This window comes from Bacillus mycoides, from assembly GCF_000832605.1.
GTDB lineage: Bacteria > Bacillota > Bacilli > Bacillales > Bacillaceae_G > Bacillus_A > Bacillus_A mycoides.
In genome coordinates this window covers 1,330,103-1,352,329 of sequence record NZ_CP009692.1, presented here as the reverse complement: position 1 = coordinate 1,352,329, position 22,227 = coordinate 1,330,103, and the positions used below count along the sequence as shown (strand labels likewise).

The 22,227-nt window shown below is 35.6% G+C and carries 27 protein-coding genes and 1 pseudogene; 10 read left to right on the top strand and 18 right to left on the bottom strand.

Features of this window, described 5'->3' with window-relative positions:
- The 3 genes from BG05_RS08925 to BG05_RS08915 are packed head-to-tail and all read right to left on the bottom strand — an operon-like array spanning nt 1 to nt 1,598.
- A complete protein-coding gene (locus tag BG05_RS08925) occupies nt 1-795 on the bottom strand; it encodes a GNAT family N-acetyltransferase (RefSeq protein WP_003191772.1) in 795 nt (264 codons plus the stop codon).
- A complete protein-coding gene (locus tag BG05_RS08920; protein ID WP_016127529.1) occupies nt 792-1,124 on the bottom strand; it encodes a cupin domain-containing protein in 333 nt (110 codons plus the stop codon). Before BG05_RS08920 ends, BG05_RS08925 begins: the two co-directional genes overlap by 4 nt.
- Nucleotides 1,125-1,169: 45 nt before the next feature.
- A complete protein-coding gene (locus BG05_RS08915) occupies nt 1,170-1,598 on the bottom strand; it encodes a hypothetical protein (protein WP_016127530.1) in 429 nt (142 codons plus the stop codon).
- Between the two features lie 131 nt (nt 1,599-1,729).
- On the opposite strand from BG05_RS08915, the gene BG05_RS08910 reads away from it, so the two are divergent.
- Both BG05_RS08910 and BG05_RS08905 read left to right on the top strand, forming a co-directional pair.
- On the top strand, nt 1,730-1,993 hold the full coding sequence (locus BG05_RS08910) for a helix-turn-helix transcriptional regulator (RefSeq protein ID WP_002003636.1): 264 nt from the start codon (nt 1,730-1,732) through the stop codon (nt 1,991-1,993).
- Nucleotides 1,990-2,415, top strand: a complete 426-nt coding sequence (locus tag BG05_RS08905) for a hypothetical protein (protein WP_016127532.1) — start codon at nt 1,990-1,992, stop codon at nt 2,413-2,415. Before BG05_RS08910 ends, BG05_RS08905 begins: the two co-directional genes overlap by 4 nt.
- Nucleotides 2,416-2,466: 51 nt before the next feature.
- Here BG05_RS08905 and ald read toward each other — a convergent pair whose 3' ends face one another.
- Nucleotides 2,467-3,600, bottom strand: coding sequence for an alanine dehydrogenase (gene ald, locus BG05_RS08900; protein ID WP_003191779.1), 1,134 nt, complete (start codon nt 3,598-3,600; stop codon nt 2,467-2,469).
- Between the two features lie 213 nt (nt 3,601-3,813).
- Complete coding sequence (locus BG05_RS08895) at nt 3,814-4,605, bottom strand: SDR family oxidoreductase (protein ID WP_002034312.1); 792 nt, start codon at nt 4,603-4,605, stop codon at nt 3,814-3,816.
- Between the two features lie 147 nt (nt 4,606-4,752).
- On the opposite strand from BG05_RS08895, the gene BG05_RS08890 reads away from it, so the two are divergent.
- Entirely contained in the window at nt 4,753-5,211 is a 459-nt protein-coding gene (locus BG05_RS08890) for a universal stress protein (RefSeq protein WP_001066676.1), read from the top strand.
- A gap of 41 nt (nt 5,212-5,252) precedes the next feature.
- Here the strand turns inward: BG05_RS08890 and BG05_RS08885 are convergent.
- Nucleotides 5,253-5,926: pseudogene (locus BG05_RS08885) on the bottom strand (hypothetical protein).
- 244 nt (nt 5,927-6,170) lie between these two features.
- Between BG05_RS08885 and BG05_RS08880 the strand changes: the two are divergent.
- Both BG05_RS08880 and BG05_RS08875 read left to right on the top strand, forming a co-directional pair.
- Complete coding sequence (locus tag BG05_RS08880) at nt 6,171-6,350, top strand: hypothetical protein (RefSeq protein WP_002129390.1); 180 nt, start codon at nt 6,171-6,173, stop codon at nt 6,348-6,350.
- Nucleotides 6,351-6,448: 98 nt separating this feature from the next.
- Complete coding sequence (locus BG05_RS08875) at nt 6,449-7,015, top strand: DinB family protein (protein ID WP_002129391.1); 567 nt, start codon at nt 6,449-6,451, stop codon at nt 7,013-7,015.
- A gap of 37 nt (nt 7,016-7,052) precedes the next feature.
- On the opposite strand, the gene BG05_RS08870 is transcribed toward BG05_RS08875, so the two are convergent.
- The 3 genes from BG05_RS08870 to BG05_RS08860 all read right to left on the bottom strand — a co-directional run bounded on the left by BG05_RS08870 (nt 7,053) and on the right by BG05_RS08860 (nt 10,095).
- Nucleotides 7,053-7,406 carry a DUF3139 domain-containing protein gene (locus tag BG05_RS08870; RefSeq protein WP_002067555.1) on the bottom strand — a complete coding sequence of 118 codons (354 nt, stop codon included), beginning with the start codon at nt 7,404-7,406 and terminating at the stop codon, nt 7,053-7,055.
- Between the two features lie 98 nt (nt 7,407-7,504).
- Nucleotides 7,505-8,893, bottom strand: a complete 1,389-nt coding sequence (gene argH, locus BG05_RS08865) for an argininosuccinate lyase (protein WP_002129392.1) — start codon at nt 8,891-8,893, stop codon at nt 7,505-7,507.
- The gene (locus tag BG05_RS08860; RefSeq protein WP_002088976.1) at nt 8,890-10,095 is read right to left on the bottom strand and encodes an argininosuccinate synthase; all 1,206 of its coding nucleotides are present in this window, start codon (nt 10,093-10,095) and stop codon (nt 8,890-8,892) included. The genes argH and BG05_RS08860 overlap by 4 nt, the downstream gene beginning before the upstream one ends.
- A gap of 167 nt (nt 10,096-10,262) precedes the next feature.
- Between BG05_RS08860 and BG05_RS08855 the strand changes: the two genes are divergently transcribed.
- The gene (locus tag BG05_RS08855) at nt 10,263-10,580 is read left to right on the top strand and encodes a hypothetical protein (protein ID WP_002129395.1); all 318 of its coding nucleotides are present in this window, start codon (nt 10,263-10,265) and stop codon (nt 10,578-10,580) included.
- A gap of 28 nt (nt 10,581-10,608) precedes the next feature.
- Here BG05_RS08855 and BG05_RS08850 read toward each other — a convergent pair whose 3' ends face one another.
- Nucleotides 10,609-10,803 carry a hypothetical protein gene (locus tag BG05_RS08850; RefSeq protein WP_002034321.1) on the bottom strand — a complete coding sequence of 65 codons (195 nt, stop codon included), beginning with the start codon at nt 10,801-10,803 and terminating at the stop codon, nt 10,609-10,611.
- 857 nt (nt 10,804-11,660) lie between these two features.
- Between BG05_RS08850 and BG05_RS08845 the strand changes: the two genes are divergently transcribed.
- On the top strand, nt 11,661-12,323 hold the full coding sequence (locus BG05_RS08845) for a YitT family protein (RefSeq protein WP_002015542.1): 663 nt from the start codon (nt 11,661-11,663) through the stop codon (nt 12,321-12,323).
- A 31-nt stretch (nt 12,324-12,354) separates the two neighbouring features.
- Here BG05_RS08845 and BG05_RS08840 read toward each other — a convergent pair whose 3' ends face one another.
- Nucleotides 12,355-13,188 (bottom strand): EcsC family protein, encoded by an 834-nt coding sequence (locus tag BG05_RS08840; RefSeq protein WP_002129397.1) that lies wholly within the window; start codon nt 13,186-13,188, stop codon nt 12,355-12,357.
- 137 nt (nt 13,189-13,325) lie between these two features.
- Here BG05_RS08840 and BG05_RS08835 point away from each other — a divergent pair, with 137 nt between their 5' ends.
- Both BG05_RS08835 and BG05_RS08830 read left to right on the top strand, forming a co-directional pair.
- Entirely contained in the window at nt 13,326-13,961 is a 636-nt protein-coding gene (locus tag BG05_RS08835; protein ID WP_002129398.1) for a DUF1796 family putative cysteine peptidase, read from the top strand.
- A 71-nt stretch (nt 13,962-14,032) separates the two neighbouring features.
- Nucleotides 14,033-14,476, top strand: coding sequence for an NUDIX hydrolase (locus tag BG05_RS08830; RefSeq protein ID WP_003191798.1), 444 nt, complete (start codon nt 14,033-14,035; stop codon nt 14,474-14,476).
- A 28-nt stretch (nt 14,477-14,504) separates the two neighbouring features.
- Here BG05_RS08830 and ackA read toward each other — a convergent pair whose 3' ends face one another.
- The 5 genes from ackA to BG05_RS08805 all read right to left on the bottom strand — a co-directional run bounded on the left by ackA (nt 14,505) and on the right by BG05_RS08805 (nt 18,878).
- Entirely contained in the window at nt 14,505-15,698 is a 1,194-nt protein-coding gene (gene ackA, locus BG05_RS08825) for an acetate kinase (RefSeq protein WP_002129402.1), read from the bottom strand.
- Nucleotides 15,699-15,997: 299 nt separating this feature from the next.
- The gene (locus BG05_RS08820; RefSeq protein ID WP_002088985.1) at nt 15,998-16,984 is read right to left on the bottom strand and encodes a class I SAM-dependent methyltransferase; all 987 of its coding nucleotides are present in this window, start codon (nt 16,982-16,984) and stop codon (nt 15,998-16,000) included.
- A 211-nt stretch (nt 16,985-17,195) separates the two neighbouring features.
- On the bottom strand, nt 17,196-17,696 hold the full coding sequence (gene tpx / locus BG05_RS08815) for a thiol peroxidase (protein ID WP_002015549.1): 501 nt from the start codon (nt 17,694-17,696) through the stop codon (nt 17,196-17,198).
- A gap of 135 nt (nt 17,697-17,831) precedes the next feature.
- On the bottom strand, nt 17,832-18,227 hold the full coding sequence (ytfJ, locus tag BG05_RS08810) for a GerW family sporulation protein (RefSeq protein WP_000350005.1): 396 nt from the start codon (nt 18,225-18,227) through the stop codon (nt 17,832-17,834).
- Nucleotides 18,228-18,239: 12 nt separating this feature from the next.
- Complete coding sequence (locus tag BG05_RS08805; RefSeq protein WP_002129404.1) at nt 18,240-18,878, bottom strand: DUF2953 domain-containing protein; 639 nt, start codon at nt 18,876-18,878, stop codon at nt 18,240-18,242.
- Nucleotides 18,879-19,083: 205 nt separating this feature from the next.
- Between BG05_RS08805 and BG05_RS08800 the strand changes: the two genes are divergently transcribed.
- A complete protein-coding gene (locus BG05_RS08800) occupies nt 19,084-19,887 on the top strand; it encodes an NAD kinase (RefSeq protein ID WP_002015552.1) in 804 nt (267 codons plus the stop codon).
- A 221-nt stretch (nt 19,888-20,108) separates the two neighbouring features.
- Here the strand turns inward: BG05_RS08800 and BG05_RS08795 are convergent, their stop codons facing one another.
- Both BG05_RS08795 and BG05_RS08790 read right to left on the bottom strand, forming a co-directional pair.
- Nucleotides 20,109-21,677 (bottom strand): amidohydrolase, encoded by a 1,569-nt coding sequence (locus tag BG05_RS08795; RefSeq protein WP_003191805.1) that lies wholly within the window; start codon nt 21,675-21,677, stop codon nt 20,109-20,111.
- An 88-nt stretch (nt 21,678-21,765) separates the two neighbouring features.
- The gene (locus BG05_RS08790) at nt 21,766-22,197 is read right to left on the bottom strand and encodes a VOC family protein (protein WP_003191807.1); all 432 of its coding nucleotides are present in this window, start codon (nt 22,195-22,197) and stop codon (nt 21,766-21,768) included.
- Nucleotides 22,198-22,227: the final 30 nt, after the last annotated feature.

Sequence of the window (22,227 nt, the reverse complement as noted above, 5' to 3'; positions counted from 1 at the left end):
TTATTCCCCCATTTTCTTGCGGACAAACAAAACATATTCTACTGGATTATGGAAGCTTAATTTACTAGCTAATTTTTGCGAGGGAATATTATCTACATTACAATCCCAGCATGGTGTAATATGATTTTGTATACACTGTTCAATGAAACATGTTGCGACAGCTTGAGCTAACCCTTTCCCTTGATGTGCTTCATGTGTTGCAATATCAATTTCAGCAAAACCATTCCCTCTAAATATTGAGACGCATTCGGCTACAATCATCCCATCTTGTTCTATACAAAAACCAAAGCCGTTATTTAAAAACACTTCTTTTGATCCCCAATATTCTTTATAATAATCCTCTGTAAATTCATTACTTCGTTCTATATCACTTTTATCAATACGTTTAATTTCATATGTATTTTTATTTAATTCTATTTTTCTATCTTCAAAAACTTCTCTTTGAAATTGAAATGTCATTCGTGGAATGTTCCGAAATGCATTACTAAAACGCTCTTCTAACATCATTTCCCACTCGTCACTCGAAGTGAACAATGTAAATCTCTTCTCTGTTTTTTCAATAGCCATTTTTAAATATGCAAATAAATATTCGTTATAATTTTGATCATCCGTATCACCAAATAAATAATAGATACCATTAGCTGTACGAATTAGTCCTGCTGTTAACTTCTCGTTTGCAAAAACTTCACCATCTATAATTTGATCACATACCGCATGAGCAAAGGTTGTTGTCCTTGTATGACCTTCTAAAATCGGAAGGATTTTTCTATACTGGGCTACAGATAATTTTTTCATAATTGCTCCACTTTAATCGTATCAGCCTCTATATTTTCAAAACAAAGATTTACCGTTCTCCTTAATGCTCTCGTTCTATGAATTGTGCATGCTGGAATTAAGATGGAATCGTTCGGTTTTAAAATTGCTGTCTCCCCATCTTGAAAATCAATAAGTAATTCTCCCTCTAATACAATGAATAATTCGTCCGAATTAGAATGATAGTGCCAATCATATTCACCAGTAAATACGGCGATTCGTAAGCAATGATTATTTATATTTGAAACAACAAAGTTTTTGTGTTGATCTTGAATACCCTTTGTTAATTCTATTAAGTTCACAGTTTCCATCTTTCGTCCCATCCTTTCATTAGTCGTTCTTCTGAAAAAACTAACTTAGTCGCCACCGCCTCCGCAGTCACCTCCACCATCACTTGAGCTGCTACAATCGTTGCTACTATAGTCACCAAATCCACTTGATGAGCTTGAAGCATAGGAAGATTTTTTTCTCTTTTTTCTTTTCCTATCACTCTTACTTTCATGACTAGGCCATACTGTATCAAAAAATATAACGAATAAGACTAATTCTATTGCAACAAGGATAAATACTAAAATACTCTCAATAATATTAGGAGTTATCTCAAAACTGTAAAACACTCCAAATGAATACATACACAAAATTACATACAGAGCCATACAAATATACCGAAATGTTTTTTCTATCATAATGACTACTTTTTGTGAAAAAGGTATGTTCTGTTCCTGTTTTTTCTTTATGTACTTTTGTCTTTTAGCTTGTTTTTGCTTCCTCTTTTTGCTTCCCATTGAATCTCCTCTTTTGACTTTCATTTTTCACTCAATTCCAAATTATCACAAAAAATAACATTATAACAAGCTATATTTCACGTAAAGTTTTATTTACTTTTTGTAAAGTTTCATTTACTTTTTACCTATAAATGGATATTATAAATGTAACAAATTTACAAAAAGGAGACTTTGTGTATTTGATTAAAAATAAAGTGAAACAATTCCGCGTCGTTAGAGACATCACCCAAGAGCAATTAGCCTCCTCTGTTCAAATCACTAGACAATCCCTCATCGCTATCGAGAAGAATAAATACAACCCAAGTTTAGAATTAGCATTGAAATTATGTGAGTTTTTCAACTGTAAAGTAGAAGATTTATTTCAATTAGATAAAACTGGGGAGGAAAAAGAATGAAAAATACTTTTAATCAAGAATTCATTTCACATCTTACCATTTTAGTGTTAGGATCGACTTTTCTTTATTTCAATAGTAGTGATGAAGAAAAGATTCGTTCCGTCCTTCTATTCGCTGGCGTATACATACTCTTAGACTTGGTACTATTAGTAGTGAAACGAATATTCTTTAAGAACAAAAAGAAAGAGTCCGAGAAATACCCATTACCTGAGACAGATGAAAGAATTGAAAAAATGGGCTTAAAATTTATGGCGCAAATTTTCGGTCTTTCTCATTTAATTGGCTCTGCGATACTATTTGTTTTATATATCACTAACGAAAATTCGACGATACGAGTAGAGTATGCCCTGTATTACTTGTTTGGAATTCTTTTCTTCACAATGATGTTCGGCTTGAAAATTGTGAAGAAATTAGATAATTAGTTTAAACAAAAAGACCCTTCCTACAAAGGAAAGGTCTTTATTTTATTTCTATTATGATAAAGCAGGAGCTTTTTCAAGAAGCTCTTTCGCATCTGCATATTGTAAACCGTGAGCTTCTGCAACTGCTTCGAATGTTACATATCCATCTAATGTGTTAATACCTTTTAGTAATGCAGTGTTGCCTAAGCAAGCATCTTTATAGCCCTTGTTCGCAATTTGTACTGCATATGGTACTGTTACGTTTGTTAATGCAAGAGTTGATGTACGTGGAACCGCACCTGGCATATTTGCAACTGCATAGTGAACAACACCATGTTTCTCATAAGTTGGGTTGTCATGAGTTGTAATACGGTCAGTTGTTTCGAAAATACCACCTTGGTCAATCGCAATATCTACAACGACAGAACCTGGTTCCATTGATTGAATCATTTCTTCTGTTACAAGTTTTGGCGCTTTTGCACCTGGGATTAATACCGCACCGATTACAAGATCAGATTCTCTTACAGCTTCTGCAATGTTGTACGGGTTAGACATTAACGTTTTTACTTGGTTTCCAAAAATGTCATCTAATTGACGAAGACGTTCTGCACTTAAGTCGATGATTGTTACATCTGCACCTAAACCTACTGCAATCTTCGCTGCGTTTGTACCAGCTTGACCACCACCGATAATTGTTACTTTTCCGCGTTTCACCCCTGGAACGCCTGCAAGTAAAATACCTTTACCACCTTTGTTTTTCTCAAGGAATTGTGCACCGATTTGCGCAGCCATACGACCTGCAACTTCACTCATTGGCGCAAGTAATGGTAATGAACGATTATCTAATTGTACTGTTTCGTATGCAATTGATGCGACTTTGTTATCAATTAATGCTTTCGTTAATTCTGGCTCTGGAGCTAAATGTAAGTATGTGAATAAAATTAAACCTTCGCGGAAATAACCGTATTCACTTGCAACTGGCTCTTTTACCTTCATAACCATATCTTGATTCCATGCTTCTTCAGCAGTTTCAACAAGTTTCGCACCAGCTTGTACGTATTCTTCATCTGTAAAGCCTGATCCTATACCTGCTCCTTTTTGAACAAAAACTTCATGACCATTTTGCACTAAATGTACAGCTCCCGCTGGCGTCATTGCCACGCGGTTTTCATTGTTTTTAATTTCTGTTGGAATACCGATACGCATTATTAGTTCCCCCTTGAGTTATGAAATGACCCCTGAATCATTTTTTAAAGCGCTTTCTACGCTCTTATATTTTAACATAATATCTCAATATTTGACAAAAAATAAGACGAGTTTTCCGATAGATTTAATCTTACATTAAAGGACAGTATTATCCGCACCTTTCAGTATAAAGGATAAACTGTCCAATTATTCGAAACTTCACTTTATTTAATTCTATCGATGTCTATGAATAACATCAACAGCGCCTGTTACTTCAATAATCGTGCCAGTAATCATATCAGAATCGTCCTCACATAAAAACGAAATGGTTCTTGCGATATCTTCCCCTGTTCCAGATCTACCAATTGGTGTGTTACTACCTTTCAGATTTCGTGCTTCTTCAATCGTTGCCTCTTTCATTTCACCAATTATATCACCAGGACATACCATATTCGCAGTAATACCGTATTCAGCTTCTTCGTATGCGACTGTTTTCGTTAAAGAAACAAGTCCGACTTTCGCAGCTGCAAAGGCTGAACGATAAATCCATCCAGGCGCGCTATCTGCCCCTTGAAATCCATAGTTAATAATACGGCCAAATTGCTGGTTTCTCATAATCGGTACGACAAGTTTTAATAAATGAAACACCGCTGTTAAATTACCCTGGATCATTTCATTCCATTCGTCTTCTTCGTAATCGACTAATTTTTTCCTTTCAAATACGTAAGGACCAGCATTATTAATTAAGAAGTCAATTTTGCCAAAACGGCTCATCGCTTCTTCTACTATTTTATGTAAATCTTCCTTTTTCGTGACATCAGCTTGCACGAACTGTAGACGTTCTTCCATATTTTTATATGTTTCTTTCATTGTTTCCATAGCACTTGTATCGCTATGATATGTTACTGTTACTGAATATCCTTTAGCCAATAACTTTTCTGTTACTTGCTTTCCTAAACCTTTCGTACCGGCTGTAATGAGCGCGTGTCTCACAAACATGCCTCCTTTTAAATTGCTATACTCCATATGTAACAAGTTCTCGCTTCAATTACAACTAAAATGAATTAAGGCAAAGTTTTCAAAATTCTGTAACGTTTCCAACAAGCACATTACCAAAATTTGTTTTATAATAAAGTTGTAAACGGTAATAAAAATGATTGGGAGGAATTTACTATGAATAATACATATACAAATATTTTAATTGCGGTGGACGGTTCTAAAGAAGCAGAAAAAGCCTTTAAAAAAGCAATTCAAGTTGCAAAACGAAACAACGCAACATTAACAATTGCTCATATCGTTGATGTAAAAGCATACTCAGCAGTAGAGGCTTATAGCCGCGCAATTGCTGAACGTGCAAATCTATTTGCAGAAGACTTATTAGAAGACTACAAAAAAACTGCGCTTGAAGCTGGTCTTGAAAAAGTGGAAACTGTATTAGAATTTGGTAATCCTAAATCTAAAATTTCAAAAGAAATCGCTCCAAACCATAAAGTGGATTTAATTATGTGTGGTGCAACTGGTTTAAATGCTGTAGAACGTTTCCTAATTGGTAGCGTCTCTGAACATATTATTCGCTATGCGAAATGCGATGTCCTTGTTGTTCGTGGTGACGAGGAGCAAGGTGATCTTTAATTTATAAATAAAACACCAAGTCCACATAGGCTTGGTGTTTTTCATTTCACAAACTTCACTATAAATACAAGACAAGCTACAACAACAACGGTACCTGCCAACACATAAGGCGGAAGGAACTTCAAAGACCATAACGCCATCATTAACGTCGCAACCGTTAAGTACGTTTGTTTTGCATCTTCTGTCATTTTTTTGCGAAGTAAAAAAACATACAAATAACCAATTGGCGGCGTAATAAAACAAAGAACATATATGATTTTAGATTTTAAATACCACTTGTGTTCTCCAAGTTTCTTTATGTCTTCTTCTATTCTCTTACTCTCTTGTTCTCTCGCTTTTCTTTCATATAAGGAAGAAAGTGCATGAAAAAATAACATGTAAATATAATTGCCCAAAATTCAATATCCAATCTTTCTAGTGGAATATGCTCACTAAAAAATGCAGCAGCAATCACTAAAGAAAAACAATACGTCATCATCCAAAATGAACGTTTTCTCTTTTTCCGTTCTATTTCTTTTTTATCTTTTACTTCTTGTACTTTCTTTTTTCTAGAAAGCCATACAGAAATACAGCAATCTACTACAAATAAAGTAAAGATAAAGATTGCTATATGCATTGTTGTTACATTCTCAAATGAAAATACTTCTGGGAATGCAACGTGTAATACAATTAGCGTGTACAAAATTAACCCTACAAAATAAAGTGAAACTTTAATCAGTGGGGGTTTTGTTCATCCCCCACTGATTATTAGTTGAACCAATCGGGCTTTTACGGGCAGTTGATCCCCCACCTAACTTCTTTGCTTTCGCTGAATTTTGAGGTGGGGGTCTTACTGCCCGTTAATGCGGGATAAATACGTCTCATCTTCCATTCCTTTCTCATTTCCTAACATTAGGTTAACATACATTTTTTAGAAATAGACGGACAAAATATATGTGTTTAGAAAAGGAGGATGCTACATGGATGATTATGAACGCATTATTTTAGATGTGAATGGGAAAGAAATCGAAATGTTAGATATGATTCGCGAGCATTTTAAAGAAAAACATGGTGTTGAACTAAGTCACGGTGCATTACTTAGAGATTTAATGGATATTGAATACATTCGAATTACAGAAGATCGCCACAAGTATGATTAATCAATGAAGCTTTAAGCCTAGAACATATTGTTCTAGGCTTAATTACATCTATACGAAAAATGTTATAATTAGGAAAAAAACGCAGAGGATACCAGAATATGAAATCTGAAAATATCTCAAAACATTTTCACACATTACATGTGCAAAGAAACCAGTTCCTTCCTGAGCTTCATTCACTTTCACAAGAACAACTATGGCATAGAAAAGAGGACGGAAAATGGTCTATTGGTGAACACTTTTATCACTTATATTTAATTACAAGGATGCTAAAAGTAGCGATTAAATTCTCTTTCACTCTTATCCCCTATGCCAAACTAAGAAGAAACACCCCATTCGCAACTGAAATTCATGACATTTATGCCGAATACAAGGAGAAGCATGGCAGAGGAATGAAAGCACCTTGGATTTTAATCCCTTCAAAAAAAGTTTATGATTCTATGAATGTAACAGAATTAGAAGACTTACTTTCACGTGAAACAGATGAAATAAAAAAACTAGTTCAAAATACAGAAGAAAATATTGCAGGACATATCGTATTTTTAGATCCGATTGCTCACTACCCTAACCTTATTCAATCTATTCAACTATTAGCGATTCATGAGAAGCATCATTTTAGCATTATGAAGAACAACTATAAAATGCTCGACTCCCTTCTAAAAATATAAAAGACTGCTCATATTACTTATCAGCAGTCTCCTATATCTATTTAAGCTCTTGATGCTTCCCACCCATACCACCTGGCTCATTGCTATCTTGGTGTACAGTTATTTTATTTGTTTTAGCATCTTTCGAAACTCTATATGTATACGATTCATTTGGTTCATCTTTAAACTGTACATTCATACCGTAAGAACCGATTTTACTATAAAAGGCCGGTTTTATGTATGAAATATCACTTTCTTTATATCCTTTCTCTTGCAAGTGCCACATCGTTGCGATAATCGCTTCTTCTCGCTTTTCTTGTTCACCAACAAACATATATTTGTCCAAAAGAAATACTTTCACGTTTGCAATTAAGCTAATTAACAGTAAAATGATAAATACTATTTTTTTCATAAATTTCCCCTAAATTGTGTTTTTTCACTATACTATAACTTACACACTAGTAAAAAAGAAAGTACGCCAGACTTTCACAGACTGGCGTACTTTCCAACTCAATTCCTAATAACTTCTTTAGTTAACCCCTTCGCCTTCTCCAAAGCCTTTTCAATCTGCTCAAATCCTGTCCCGCCAGCACTGTTACGGCGCTTTACAGCTGCATAAGGTGAAAGAACTTCATATAAATCTTCTTCAAATAACGGACTCATTTCTTTATACGTTTCAAGTGGTACATCTAATAAATAGATTCCTTTTTGCGTACAATGAAGAACTAGTTTCCCGACAATTTCATGAGCTTGACGGAACGGCAGTCCCTTGCTTGCTAAATAGTCGGCAATTTCTGTTGCGTTAGAGAAGTCTTGCGTCACAGCTTGCCCCATTTTTTCTTTGTTTACAGTCATCGTTTCAAGCATGCCTGCCATAATATGAAGGCATCCTTCTACTGTTTTCACTGTATCAAACATTCCTTCTTTATCTTCTTGTAAGTCTTTATTGTAAGCGAGCGGCAATCCTTTCATTACTGTAAGTAAACTGAATAAATTACCGTATACTCTGCCCGTTTTACCACGAATAAGTTCCGCCATATCCGGATTTTTCTTCTGCGGCATAATACTGCTTCCTGTTGCGTATTGATCGCTCATTTCAATAAATTGAAATTCTTGGCTACTCCATAAAATAAGTTCTTCGCAAAAGCGTGATAAGTGCATCATAAGCATAGATGAGTTACTTAAAAACTCTAATATGAAATCACGATCGCTTACCGCATCTAAACTATTTTCATAGATTCCATTAAATCCAAGAAGCTCCGCACTATATTCTCGGTCAATCGGGAATGTTGTACCAGCTAGTGCTCCTGCTCCTAATGGTGAAATGTTAATACGCTTTAACGAATCTTCATAACGATTCACATCGCGCTCTAACATCCAAAAGTAAGCAAGAATATGATGCGCAAATGAAATCGGCTGTGCACGTTGCAAGTGCGTATAGCCGGGCATAATTGTTTCAATGTTATTTTCCGCTTGATGAACAAGAACAGTTTGCAATTGTTTTGTAGCTTTTATAATATCTTCTACTTTTTCTTTTAAATACAAATGCATATCTGTCGCTACTTGATCGTTACGGCTTCGGCCTGTATGAAGTTTCCCTCCTACTTCACCGATTCTTTCAATTAACATCTTTTCAATATTTAAATGAATGTCCTCAGCCTCGACTGAGAAATTCAATTTATTTTGTTTCGCTTCCTCTAGTAAATATTGAAGCCCTATCTTTATTTTCTCTGCTTCTTCTTTCGTAACAATGCCTTGCTTTGCTAACATCGTTACATGTGCGATACTCCCTTTTATATCTTGATTTACTAATTGTTGATCAAAGGAGATGGATGCTCCAAACTCTTCAACCCACGCTTCCGCTTCTTCTGTAAAACGTCCGCCCCAAAGTTTGCTCACGCTTCCACCTTCTTTTGATTCACTTGACTGTATACTTTCGTAGGTAAACCGAATAATGAAATGAATCCAACTGCTGCATCATGATTAAATTCATCCTGGGCAGTATACGTTGCTAATTTTTCATCGTATAAAGAGTACTCAGATTTACGCCCTTCTACAATCGCATGACCTTTAAATAATTTCACACGTACTGTACCTGTTACATTTTTTTGCGTTTCTTGTAAGAAAGCATTGAGCGCTTGTTTTAAAGGTGAGAACCATAAACCGTTATAAATTAATTCTGTTAGTTTTTGCTCAATCATCGGTTTGAAATGAGCGACCTCTTTCACAAGTGTTAAATCTTCAAGTTCTTTATGCGCTGTTATTAATGTCATTGCTGCTGGGCATTCATATACTTCACGAGATTTAATACCGACAAGGCGATTTTCTACATGGTCGATACGTCCCACGCCATGTTTTCCAGCAAGTGCATTTAACGTTTTAATTAGTTCTGAGAGTGGGTATGCAGTGCCGTTTAAAGTCGTCGGTACCCCTGCTTCAAATCCGATTTCTACAAACTCTGGTTTATTCGGTGTATCTTCTAATGCCAACGTCATCTCGTATGCGTCTTCTGGCGGCGCTGCCCATGGATCTTCTAAAATTCCACATTCGTTGCTGCGTCCCCATAAGTTTTGATCGATTGAAAACGGGCTATCTAAATTAATTGGAATCGGTATATCATTTTCTTTTGCATATGCAATTTCTTCTTCACGTGACCATTTCCATTCACGTACGGGCGCAATAACTTCTAAATATGGATTCAACGCTTGAATAGAAACTTCAAAACGAACTTGGTCATTCCCTTTTCCTGTACATCCATGTGCAACTGCACTTGCGCCTTCCTGCTCTGCAATTTCTACTAATTTTTTTGCAATAAGCGGACGAGATAATGCAGAGACAAGAGGATATTTCCCTTCGTATAACGTGTGAGCTTGCATCGCTATCAATGCATATTCATTCGCATATTCTTCTTGAACATCAATCATATATGATTTAATTGCACCTACTGAAAGTGCTTTTTCTTTTACAAACGCTAAGTCTTTACCTTCCCCTAGATCTAAGCAAAGCGCGATAATATCATAATTTTTCTCTTGTAACCATTTAATTGCAACGGAAGTATCAAGACCTCCGGAATATGCTAATACAACTTTTTTCTTCTCCATTTTGCATCCCCCTAAAGAATAAATATTCATTTTTTCTTATAATAATCCAAACTTTATCACCTTTCATAAAATGAATCAAGGGGAATTTATAAAATTTTTTCAAACAATTCCGTCGAACTTCTTTCTTTTTTTATGTAAAATAGAGGAAGGAAAATGGAGGGGTGTCTATGAAAAAGTATTTTATATACAATGAACATCTAGGAATTGAAGTACCGAACATACAAGAAAAATGGGAAGACATCTCTGAACAAGCGCAGCATTCTATTTTATTAAAATGGGAGCAAGTTCGCGGAAAAATACCTGATCGCATAAAGGAACTTGAGCACCATATTAACGCTAAACAACACCACTTAAATAACGAAGAAGACTTTGGAATTTCTTGCAAGCTAAATTCAGAAATTGCCGATCTTGCTTCAATTATTAACGATCTTTGGCTTTGGTATCGTCTAACCCAAAACGTATCTGAGGGAAAAGCACACCAATGAAAAAAGCATGCCCCTCAATTAATTTGGGTCATGCTTTTTTGTCGTAACAAGCTTTGCAATATATTTCTTGCGCCGTTTTTGCTAAACATACATCAAACGGGCCTACTAATATACTTCTTTCTTTCGGCAACTTTACAAAAGCAACTAGCTCTTCTTCATATTGAATCTTTTTCTGACATGAAACACATTTTAATTCTTTTCTTTTAAACATGTCTTTTAGCATATCTCCATTCTCCCCCTCATCTATCTATATTAATATACTCTCATAATAGTTAGAGCTTGTAAAAAAATGACACATTCCGAAACAAATTATTCATATACTATGTACAAAAGGAGGTCTCAAACTTATGCGAGCTTTCATTATTATCGCTTTAACTTTTTTAAGTATCATTAGCTGGGATGCATTTTTTAAAGATAAAAGTGATGAGAACAATACAATTGAATAAAAACCCTTCTTTTCTTACTTATTGGACAAACTTCTAAAAGTTGTCCAGTTCTACGAAATAACTTAGGCTTTTCTACAAAAATATTTAAACATAACATTTTTTGTAGATTCCCTCCGGTTATTGTCGGTTTCCATCCGCATGTATTTTTTGAAAGTATGATATAATAATATAAATCTTGAAGGAAGGGATTTTGATATCATGATCGCTCGAAGGAGCATGTGGCATCGTATTGACGAATCATACACGTAGCGTATTTTTTAGCTCAGATACTTTAGTCTAGCGAAAAAAAATACGAGAGTGGGGAAATTATGATTGCCCGAAGGATAATTTGGCAAAAAAAAGACTCTTCTTACACATAGCGTTTTGTTTAGGACTTAATTGTTACTAGCTAAACAAAACAAAGAAGAGCAGGATTGCTAAATGAAGAATCCTACTCCCCGTTTTGTTTAGTCGCTTTAAGACTTAAACTAAAACGAAGGTAGGGAGAATTGATGGACGAGAGGATTATTCGTTATTTCTTCAGCGACATATAGCGTAGTTAGTTTTTTTCGTAAACTAACTGAAAGCTACATGTGAGCTCGTAGTTAGTTTACAACACCAAAAGGACTACTAACTACGGAAAGAAGGAATAACGATGAGGAACATCCAAAGTCGACAAATTATTAAAGAAGTTTTTATGGTTTTAATCGGTTCATTTATATTAGCAGCAGCGCTATATCACATTCACTTCCAAAACCACTTAACAGAAGGTGGCTTTGTAGGTATTGCACTATTTATCCAAAATTTTTATGATATTTCACCATCTATTTCAACTGTAGTAATGGATATCCCTATTATTTTACTATGTGCTTCATTTTTAGGTAGAAAAATGGTTGGCTATTCATTCTTAGGTTCACTTTCATTTGGAGTATTTTATTCCCTTATGGAAAATTATTCTCCTTTTACGGTAGATTTATCAAATAATTTATTTGTAGCTGCAGTAGTTGGCGGTGCGTTAGCTGGTATTGGACTCGGTTTTATATTGCGATTTGGCGGTGCAACCGGTGGAGACGATATTTTAACAATTATATTAAGTAAACGAACTCGGTTTACAATTGGGCAAATTTTCTTCGTCTTTGACGCGATTGTTCTTGCGCTTTCATTATATTATTTAAATTGGACAGAAATTGCTTTTACTATTCTTTCGATTGCCGTACAGGCAAAAACATTGGATTTAATTTACTATCCAAAAACAGAAAAGAAAGCAGCAAAGCAACCCGTTTCTATTCCAATATCCAAAAAACATGCGACAAACTAAAAAGCGAAAGGCTTCGGCCTCTCGCTTTTTTTCATGCTCTCTTTTCTTTTTCTAATATGTAGCGTACTTGATAAAACTTATTTGCAAATTCAGTAACATTCCTCGTTAAGCGATAGTTCACTGTAGAGCCAATCGCCATTCCGAGTACAGGAATGCCTTGGAATACTTTACGACGAAGAGCATAAATCGAAAACGTCTTCAAAATTTGTTTTAACACAACCTCAGTAGAAGCTGGCTTTAATACTGCTTCGTCTCCTTCATAGAAGAATGAATCCTCTTGTTCGAGTTCTCTCAGTAAATTGTACCATGCATATTGCTGAAGTCTCGCCGGCAATAATGCTGCATGGAATACCTTTAACGCAAGCATCATTTCATACGGCTTGTTCACATCATGCCCAAATGATGTCGCAACAAGTTGGACAGCCTTCACATTTAACGCAATCATAACCGGAAAATCAGCCGTTAATAATAATAAACCACCAGCACCTGTTGCTCCGCCTTGTACGAATGAATATAGGCGATGACGTGCTGTTTGCTGCTCTGCTATGTATGTTAATTGATCAATAGATAACGCCTTCAAATCTTCAAGTTGCTCAATCGATTCATCAAATAATCTCGACGTTCCTAAAATACGATTACGTGCATCTAGCTGTGATTGTGAACTTTGAATAAGCGCATGCAAATGAAAGAGCCATCCATCTGCTTTCGTAAAAAAGTCTTTTCGTTTTTTCTCAGGCAGTTTCGCAATTGTCGTATGCAACCACTTATCAAACATCTTTTGAAAATCGGTCGCTTCTTGCTCTACTAATTGCCCTTCCCACTCTTTTATATTGTCTAAAATGGCTTGTTCTCGCTTCGATCGCATCGTAACAACCACCTCGTTCGATTTTTTTCTATTGTAACATATTTCTGCTTCTTCTTTGCAAATATGCTTGTCTATCTTTATTCACATACCATTTTTTAGTGACATAAAATATTAGCAAAAAGGATGAGATGAATCACATGAATCTATCCAATATAAAAAAAGAATATAATGCAGTATTCAGCTTAGGACAAAACTGCTGGCCTGCTTGGGCTTTATATCAATTCGAATTATCACCATTTTTTGGTGTTATCGATTTTATGCTAAGCCCTTCATTAGAAAAAGTGAATTTATTATTACAAAATCGATTTGACCGTTTTTTACAGTTCGAAAACTTATCCTTCATCTCATTTTGGGATGATGATGCGAAATTAAGACTCCGTGACAACCTATATGAAATCGACTCCTGTCACGACTTTAAAACAGATGTAAACACACCAACATCCTGGCCTTCTTATACAGAAATTAAGTTAAACTATGAGCATCGAATTAATCGTTTTCTAACTACAATCGAAACGGCAGAATCCACATTGTTTATTCGAACGGGAGGAACATACGAAGAAGCACGTTCCTTGGAACAAATTTTATCTCAAATAGTTAAACATACATTCTCTGTCCTATTACTCATTCCTGAAGATGTACCAACTATCGCCCAAGAAGATTGGGGATTACAAAATATTTGTGTTATAAAATGCCCAGTGATGGATATATACCAGTACAATGAAGCATTTTGGAATGACTTATTTAATGGCATCACAATTCGGCCAAACGCTTAAATACACGTCACCTTTTATCACACCCTGCCTTATAATCATCCTTATACAAAATAAATAAGGAGTGATTATATATGTATCCACGTGCAAAAGCTTTTGGCATCGCTATACATCACGATCGCCTGTATGATATTCTCGTACAAGAATATCATACAGGCGATGAAACATATTACCGACCTCTTGGCGGATCAATTGAACTTGGTGAAAAATCAGCACATACTGTTATTCGCGAATTTCAAGAAGAGCTTCACACAGAAGTGGAAATCACCAATTATTTAGGCTGCTTAGAAAACATCTTTCATCTAGATGGAGAAATTGGTCATGAAATCATTCAGCTATATTCTTTACGCTTATTAGACATGTCACTATATGAAATGGAAATACTGAATATATCAGATGAACAAACACTGTCATATGCAAAATGGATTTCCCTCACTGCATTCATTCAAAAAGAAAAATTACTATATCCGGATGAAATTTTGAAATATATCCAAAAGAAAAAAGACGAGATCCTATAGGATCTCGTCTTTTTTTTCATATAGTATATTAACCAATATCTCCAAGACGTAATACGTCACGAGCAATCATAACTTCTTCGTCAGTTGGAATTACGATAATTTTTACTGGAGAGTGTGGGAAGCTGATGAATGCTTCTTCACCGAATACGTTATTGCGTTTTACGTCGAAGTATACGCCCATGTACTCAAGGCCTTCTAATACGCGCTCACGAATAATTGCACTGTTTTCACCTACACCAGCTGTAAAGATGATAGCGTCAACGCCTTTCATACGAGCTGTGTAAGAACCGATGTATTTATGGATACGGCTCACGAACACGTCAAGTGCTACTTTCGCACGGTGGTCGCCTTCTTCTTCTTTCGCAATGATGTCACGTAGGTCACTAGAGTAACCAGTAAGACCTAACATACCACTCTTCTTGTTTAATACGCTAACTACTTCTTCTACAGTTTGGCCTGTTTTTTCCATGATGTATGGAATTAACGCAGGGTCAATGTTACCAGAACGTGTACCCATTGTTACACCAGCAAGTGGAGTGAAGCCCATAGAAGTATCGATAGACTTACCACCTTCTACTGCTGCGATACTTGCACCGTTACCTAAGTGACAAGAAAGTAGGCTTAAGCTTTCAAGTGGACGACCTAATAATTCAGCCGCACGCTCTGTTACGTATTTATGAGAAGTTCCGTGGAAACCGTATTTACGGATGCCAAATTTCTCATAGTATTCATATGGTAAGCTGTATAGGAATGCAGATTCCGGCATTGTTTGGTGGAATGCTGTATCAAATACTGCTACTGCTGGTACGTTTGGTAGTACTTCTTGGAATGCTTTAATACCAACAAGGTTTGCTGGGTTGTGAAGTGGTGCTAAATCGCTTAATTCTTCGATATCAGCTAATACTTCAGCATCAATTAAAACAGAATCAGCAAATTTTTCGCCGCCGTGTACAACACGGTGACCGATACCGCCAATCTCATCAAGAGATTTTACGATTCCGTTTTCAGTTAATTTCTTAAGAAGCATGTTAACTGCTACTGCATGATCTGGGATGTTTGTAATTTCTTTTTGTTTTTCGCCATCTACAGTAATAGTGAAGATACTATCTTCTAAACCGATACGTTCTACTAAACCTTTTGTTAATACTGTTTCACTTGGCATTTCAAATAATTGGAACTTTAAGGAAGAGCTTCCTGCGTTAATCGCGATGATTTTTGACATCTAGTCTTTCGCCCCTTTTTCTCTTGGTAGTTGTGTGGATCATTCCACAAACCGCTCGATTTTATCTAATTAAATTCACTCATTATGAAAACGTTTCATCATTAGTAAATTTTATACTCACGATTTTAATTTAAACATCGTCCGACATATATTTCAAGTGAAAAAATTATAACACCAAGAAAAAAAATATATTACAGATTTCAAAAAAATTCAGTTAAATCTTGTATATATTAAAAAACATTACATATCCTATAAAACTGTACTACATTAATTACTAACCCTGTTACATATATATCGTATTATTTATGTGTTGCAAACCAAGTATTCAATTGATCCATAATGTTCTCCATAGCCTTCATGTTAGAGAATTTAGGTAATTCCACTAGTAGTGCCTGTTTCGGCATTGTTACACCTTGGCCTTTCTTTTGGAGAACAAATATACTTTTTGCATTTTTCTCGTTTTTAAACATGGAAACAGGAAGCTGTAATAATCCTTGAATAAAGCATGTCTCTTTAATGAATGCATGTAGCTTTGGCGCTTGATCACTTTCAAAAATGAAGTTTGGTACTAAGAAGAATAAATACCCGCCTTCTTTCGTATGTTTCACACTTTGTTCAATAAATAAGTGATGTGCATATGACATTCCTTCATCTGCTTTTAATGTATATTCACTTGCAACAATTTCATTTGGATAATAACCAATTGGTAAATCTGAAACGACTGCATCAACTGGATCAATATAAAGTGGTGCTAGTCCATCTTGGTGGAAGAATTCGATTGCATGCTTTTGTAAATTTGCATTTACTAAAGCAAGTTTAATTAACACCTCATCCACTTCTACACCAAATCCACTCATTGTTAGTTCTTCTTTGGCGCTATTAAACAATGTAGTCATTAAGTTACCAGTTCCAATTGCAGGGTCTAAAACAGTAATTTCTTTTTGACCTTGCATAAATTTATGGAATAAGTAGCTCATGAACATTCCAACTGCATCTGGCGTCATTTCGTGATTCGCTTGTACGCCCTCTTTCATTCCTTTTAAAATGGCTAGCTGAAATGCTTTACGAATTTCTTCCCCTTTATATGTTTCTTCATTAAACGTACTATATTCACGATTCAACCTTTCAATTGTTGATTCGGATAATTCCTCTTGTAAAATCGCTCCTTCAAACAAGTTATCACCTGTTTCTACAAGCGCCTCTAAATATGTTACATCTAATTCTTTACGTAAAACTACCGTAGAAGAATCAAAAATAGAAAATAATGTTTCTACTGCCTGACTCACGTACATTCCTCCTTCTCTCTTTTACACATAACTTATATCATACCATAATCTAAATTTTTCCCAAAAGAAAAAGCGACCTCTTGCAAAGAGCTCCCCTTCAAGTTGTTTATGATGTAACGTCTTTTCTCATGTATTGGTTCAGTTAACAATACATGAGAAAAGACGACCTCTTCTAAAGTAAAACTTTAATGAGAGGTCGTCTTCATTTACATTACTTCGCAGATTTAGCTGCTTCTAATGCTGCTTCATAGTTTGGATGGCTTGTACCTTCGCCTACGTATTCTGCGTAAACTACTTTGTCATTGCTATCTACTACGAATACTGCACGAGCAAGTAAACGAAGTTCTTTCATTACTAAGCCGTAAGCTTCACCGAATGAAAGGTCACGGTGATCAGAAAGTGTTACAACATTTTCTAAACCGTTTGCTGCACACCAGCGTTTTTGAGCGAATGGTAAATCAGCGCTAATTGTTAATACTTTCGCGTTTTCAATACCTGCTGCATCTTCGTTAAAACGACGAGTTTGTGCATCACATACACCTGTGTCGATTGAAGGTACAACACTAATTAATTTCACTTCACCTTTGTATGTTTCTAAACTTACTGGAGATAAGTCATTTGCTAATACTTGGAAGTTAGGCGCTTGATCGCCAACTTTAACTTCTGTTCCAACTAAAGTCATTGGGTTACCTTTAAAAGTTACATTTGCCACTTAAAAATCCTCCCTTATTTTAAACAAAATATGTACAATGTAAATGATAGTTTGTCCCTATCGATAATGCAAATAAAATCGCTTTATTTACAAAAAAATTAAAGAAGCTAATCCACTGATCAGCTTCTTTATTCGTTAAATTTGAAATTCAGGATCATCTTCTTTTCGTTTATCCATCATTTCTTTCACTTTATCAACAGCTTGTGGCGCTAATTCAATTATTTTATCGATGACGTGTGTTTGCTTATCTAAGTGTAATACTTTCACACCTTCTCCATTTATAACAAGAAAGGCAACAGGATTAATAGAAACTCCTCCACCACTTCCCCCGCCAAATGGATGACGGCCTGAATGTTCTACTTTACCAAATTCACTTCCACCAGCAGCAAATCCAAAACTGACTTTCGAAACTGTAAGAATTACACTTCCATCTGCCGCTTTAATTGGGTCACCAACAATTGTATTTACATCAGTCATTTGTTTTAAATGCTGCATTGCGGTTGTCATTAAACCTTGAATTGGATGGTCCATTCTATATCCCCCCTATGCTTGAACAGATTTTTCTGTCATACCAGATTTTTGCTTTCTCATAAACATGAGTAATTTTATCGCTGTTTTTACAGTACGGAATATACGAAAAGATGCTGTTAACTCGCATCTTGATGCAAATCCCTTTCCTTGAAAAACAGGAGTAATTTCAAATTCTGGTACGTCGACAATATGCATATATTGTCCTACAACTCCAGCAGCCATTCCTTTTGTCCCCCATGCATATCCAGTGACAATTCCAGTACTAGCCGCGTCGCCTGCTCCAATTTGCGTATGCCATTTCCAACCATTGATTTTCACTCTTTTGAGAAAATCTTTAACAATAGTATGAACGTCTTGAAGCTTTTTTATCAGTTCCCCTATACTATCGAGTTGTGCCATAATTTTATTATCTATTCCGCCGTCCTCTTCAGCTTTTTTAATTTTTTGTCCTGTCTTCTTCTGCTGTTTTTCAATTCTTTCCAATACATCAAACGTATATCGAATCATCCATATTTTCACTTGAAACAAACATTGTTTTTCCATTTCTGAATATAAAAACGTCACCTTAAGCGATATTTTCGATAATAGTATAAGCAAAATAAAAAGTAGAAGAATTATCATTCCAATTACGAGCCACTTCATTCGTACCATCCTTTCACTCCATACCCATTATCGACAAGTTTATTCATCATTAAACAGACTTTGATAAAATTGAATATAAAAATTTTTCTAAAAATAAAAAGGAATTTTGACAATTTATATCGAAATATACTATTTGAACATATCATCCAGAAACATACTCTGACGATATGTAGCACTAAAACTAGAAAATTTAACTGCAGTGGAGGGATACATAATGGCAAATCGTCGCAATTTATTTTTCTTTTATGGTGATGACAAAGTAACGCTCGTTGAAAAAATGAAACCAGTATATCGTATTTTAGAGGAGAATGGATTTACCATATTAGATCATCCAAAAAATGCAAACGCTATCGTCAGCGTTGGAGATGATGGGACTTTCTTACAAGCCGTTCGTAAAACCGGCTTTAGAGAAGATTGCTTATACGCAGGTATTTCTACGAAAGATGAAATTTCTTTCTACTGCGATTTCCACATCGATCACGTTGATACAGCCCTTCAAGAAATTACAAAAAACGAAATTGAAGTGCGAAAATATCCAACAATTAAAGTAGATGTAGATCACGGTACATCTTTCCATTGTTTAAATGAATTCACATTACGCTCTAGTATCATTAAAACATTTGTCGTAGATGTACACGTCGACAATTTACATTTCGAAACCTTTAGAGGTGATGGATTAGTTATCTCCACACCAACAGGAAGTACCGCTTACAATAAATCATTACATGGTGCAGTTGTCGATCCACTTATCCCATGTTTCCAAGTAAGCGAACTAGCATCTTTAAATAACAACACATACCGTACACTCGGGTCACCGTTCCTTTTAAATCACGAGCGTACGTTAACTTTAACACTTAAACCAGATGGAAATGATTATCCTGTTATCGGAATGGATAACGAAGCACTTAGCATTAAACAAGTGGAAAAAGCCGTTGTTCGTTTAAGCGATAAACAAATTAAAACTGTTAAATTAAAAAACAACTCTTTCTGGGAAAAAGTACAGAGAACGTTTTTATAGTAATCAAAAAACCCTCGAATTATGGAATTTCCATAATTCGAGGGTTTTTTATTTATCAAATGCAACTTGACGCTGTTTCACAAAACATTTTGGAACAGGACAACAGTATATGAAATTATATCAACGATTTTACCCAAAATATCAATTTACCGACATCATCAACCTATCTAAAAAGAGGAAGCAGCACCAAAATGTATTTTCGGAGCCGCTCCCTCAAATTTTCACACGTCTTTTCTATAAACAATCTTCCCATCAATGACGGTCATTTCTGCCTGTACTTCTTTTATTTCTTCCGCCTCAATTTCAAAAATATTGCGGTCTAATATCGTAAAGTCTGCTTCATATCCTTTTGTAATTTGTCCTCGCTTTCCTTCTTTTCCAATTGCATACGCACTTCCTGTTGTAAATAAAGAAACAGCCTCATATACCGTTAATCTTTCTTCTGGCATATAGCATACACCATCAATAAAACTTCTACGTGTAACAGCACTATATATACCTAAAAACGGATTCACTTGTTCAATTGGAGCATCAGAGCCTCCATTACAGTGTAATCCTGCATCCAGTAACGTCTTCCAAGCATACGCATAACGAAGACGGCGTTCTCCTAGTTTTTCAATCACTGATGGAAAATCCGATGAAACAAAGACTGGTTGAATATCAATAATAGCTGGCAATTGTTTCATTCTTTCAATCAACTCTTCACGAGCTAGCTGACAATGAATAATACGGTCACGTAATCCTTCTGCTGGTGGATGTAATTCAAGCGCATCAATGACATATTCAAGCGATAAATCACCAATTGTATGAATCGCAACTGGCATATGTAAATCTCGTGCTTTTTTCACTAAACCTGCAAGCTCTTCACGTGAGAAAATGGCAACTCCATTTGTTTCCTTCGCATCTTCATACGGTTCACTTAATAAAGCTGTTCTTCCGCCAAAAGAGCCGTCAGAAAAAATTTTCATCGCACCAAATTCAATATAGTGCTCATTTTCATATTCTTTTCGTTCATTCGCTACTTCATGGTGAACGAGTAAATGCGCTTTAAACCGCATTTCTTTTATAACGTGTGAAAACGCATTGTACGTTTTTTGAAAGCCGCCATAATAATTTAAGTCTTCCGTATGTCCGCCAACGAGTCCGTATTGCCAGCAGTCTGAAATCGCTGTTTGCAGAGCACTTTGCAAATACACTCCATCTATTTCGGGCTGAACATGTTTAATTAACTCTTGTCCTTGCTCATATAAAAGTCCTGTTAAATTATTTGACGCATCACGGCCAATTTTCCCGCCCTTTGGATCTTGCGTCGCTTCTGTTATGTTCGCTTCTTGCAATATGTATGAATTCACCCATGTCACGTGACGACAAACACGCTTTAATAAAATCGGATGTTCTTTAGAGATTTCATCCAAATCACGTACATGAACTTGTTTTGTATCTGTAAAATTATTTTCATTCCATCCTTCTCCGATAATCCAAGATCCTTTTGGTGCTTCTTCTACGCGCTTCTGAACAAGAGTAAGTACTTCGCTATAAGATTTGCAATTTGATAGATCTAGACGAAGCAACCTCTCCCCATGCCCAATAAGATGCATATGGCTATCAACCAGCCCTGGAATCATCGTTTTCCCTTTTAAGTCATATAACTTCACTTCTGAATATCGGTTTTCTAACTCTTCTTTAGTCCCTATATCAACAATGACGCCATTTTCAACGTAAATAGCTTCTACTTTTTCATTCTCTTCTCGCATAGTGTAAATGGTGCCGCCATACCAAATTTCTCCCATATACTCATCCCCCTTTTCCCTTTAGTCTACGAAATTCATTCGTATAAAAAAAGCACCATTTCGATTAAAAATGGTACTTTTCCAAAAATTAATTTTGTTCAGTAGGATTCGTTGTAATTTGCCATTCAATGCTAAATTTATCTTTTACTTGTCCGTAAGCTGGGCTCCAGAAAGTTTCTTGAAGTGGCATAATAACTTCTCCACCTTCTTGTAACTTATCGAATACTTCTTTCGCTTTTTCTGCATTACTAATTCGAACTGCAATTGTCACTTGAGATCCAATCGTATGCCCCTGACCTGGGAATGTATCAGAAATCATAAGTTCCGTATTACCAATTTTCAAATGAGCATGTGCAACGCGCTCTTTCGCTTCAGCTGGAATTGGGTATTCTGGATTTTCAGGCATCTCACCAAAAGTTTGCATTACTTCTACTTTTGCGTCTAACGCCTCTTTATAAAGCTGTACAGCCTCTTGCCCACCACCATCTAAAACTAAGTACGGATTAATACCTAAAATCATACGGACACCTCTTTTTTTAATTTATAAAAT

Bases quoted from the DNA above. Each gene is read 5' to 3' on its own strand.
- BG05_RS08855 (WP_002129395.1), top strand. From the start codon at position 10,263: ATGAAAAAGTATTTTATATACAATGAACATCTAGGAATTGAAGTACCG.
- BG05_RS08880 (WP_002129390.1), top strand. From the start codon at position 6,171: ATGGATGATTATGAACGCATTATTTTAGATGTGAATGGGAAAGAAATC.
- BG05_RS08850 (WP_002034321.1), bottom strand. From the start codon at position 10,803: ATGCTAAAAGACATGTTTAAAAGAAAAGAATTAAAATGTGTTTCATGT.
- BG05_RS08845 (WP_002015542.1), top strand. From the start codon at position 11,661: ATGAGGAACATCCAAAGTCGACAAATTATTAAAGAAGTTTTTATGGTT.
- BG05_RS08925 (WP_003191772.1), bottom strand. From the start codon at position 795: ATGAAAAAATTATCTGTAGCCCAGTATAGAAAAATCCTTCCGATTTTA.
- BG05_RS08805 (WP_002129404.1), bottom strand. From the start codon at position 18,878: ATGGTACGAATGAAGTGGCTCGTAATTGGAATGATAATTCTTCTACTT.
- BG05_RS08890 (WP_001066676.1), top strand. From the start codon at position 4,753: ATGAATAATACATATACAAATATTTTAATTGCGGTGGACGGTTCTAAA.
- BG05_RS08800 (WP_002015552.1), top strand. From the start codon at position 19,084: ATGGCAAATCGTCGCAATTTATTTTTCTTTTATGGTGATGACAAAGTA.
- BG05_RS08905 (WP_016127532.1), top strand. From the start codon at position 1,990: ATGAAAAATACTTTTAATCAAGAATTCATTTCACATCTTACCATTTTA.
- BG05_RS08790 (WP_003191807.1), bottom strand. From the start codon at position 22,197: ATGATTTTAGGTATTAATCCGTACTTAGTTTTAGATGGTGGTGGGCAA.
- BG05_RS08915 (WP_016127530.1), bottom strand. From the start codon at position 1,598: ATGGGAAGCAAAAAGAGGAAGCAAAAACAAGCTAAAAGACAAAAGTAC.
- BG05_RS08895 (WP_002034312.1), bottom strand. From the start codon at position 4,605: ATGGAGTATAGCAATTTAAAAGGAGGCATGTTTGTGAGACACGCGCTC.
- BG05_RS08875 (WP_002129391.1), top strand. From the start codon at position 6,449: ATGAAATCTGAAAATATCTCAAAACATTTTCACACATTACATGTGCAA.
- BG05_RS08910 (WP_002003636.1), top strand. From the start codon at position 1,730: ATGGATATTATAAATGTAACAAATTTACAAAAAGGAGACTTTGTGTAT.
- ackA (WP_002129402.1), bottom strand. From the start codon at position 15,698: ATGTCAAAAATCATCGCGATTAACGCAGGAAGCTCTTCCTTAAAGTTC.
- ald (WP_003191779.1), bottom strand. From the start codon at position 3,600: ATGCGTATCGGTATTCCAACAGAAATTAAAAACAATGAAAACCGCGTG.
- BG05_RS08835 (WP_002129398.1), top strand. From the start codon at position 13,326: ATGAATCTATCCAATATAAAAAAAGAATATAATGCAGTATTCAGCTTA.
- BG05_RS08860 (WP_002088976.1), bottom strand. From the start codon at position 10,095: ATGGAGAAGAAAAAAGTTGTATTAGCATATTCCGGAGGTCTTGATACT.
- ytfJ (WP_000350005.1), bottom strand. From the start codon at position 18,227: ATGGACCATCCAATTCAAGGTTTAATGACAACCGCAATGCAGCATTTA.
- BG05_RS08870 (WP_002067555.1), bottom strand. From the start codon at position 7,406: ATGAAAAAAATAGTATTTATCATTTTACTGTTAATTAGCTTAATTGCA.
- BG05_RS08840 (WP_002129397.1), bottom strand. From the start codon at position 13,188: ATGCGATCGAAGCGAGAACAAGCCATTTTAGACAATATAAAAGAGTGG.
- BG05_RS08795 (WP_003191805.1), bottom strand. From the start codon at position 21,677: ATGGGAGAAATTTGGTATGGCGGCACCATTTACACTATGCGAGAAGAG.
- BG05_RS08920 (WP_016127529.1), bottom strand. From the start codon at position 1,124: ATGGAAACTGTGAACTTAATAGAATTAACAAAGGGTATTCAAGATCAA.
- BG05_RS08830 (WP_003191798.1), top strand. From the start codon at position 14,033: ATGTATCCACGTGCAAAAGCTTTTGGCATCGCTATACATCACGATCGC.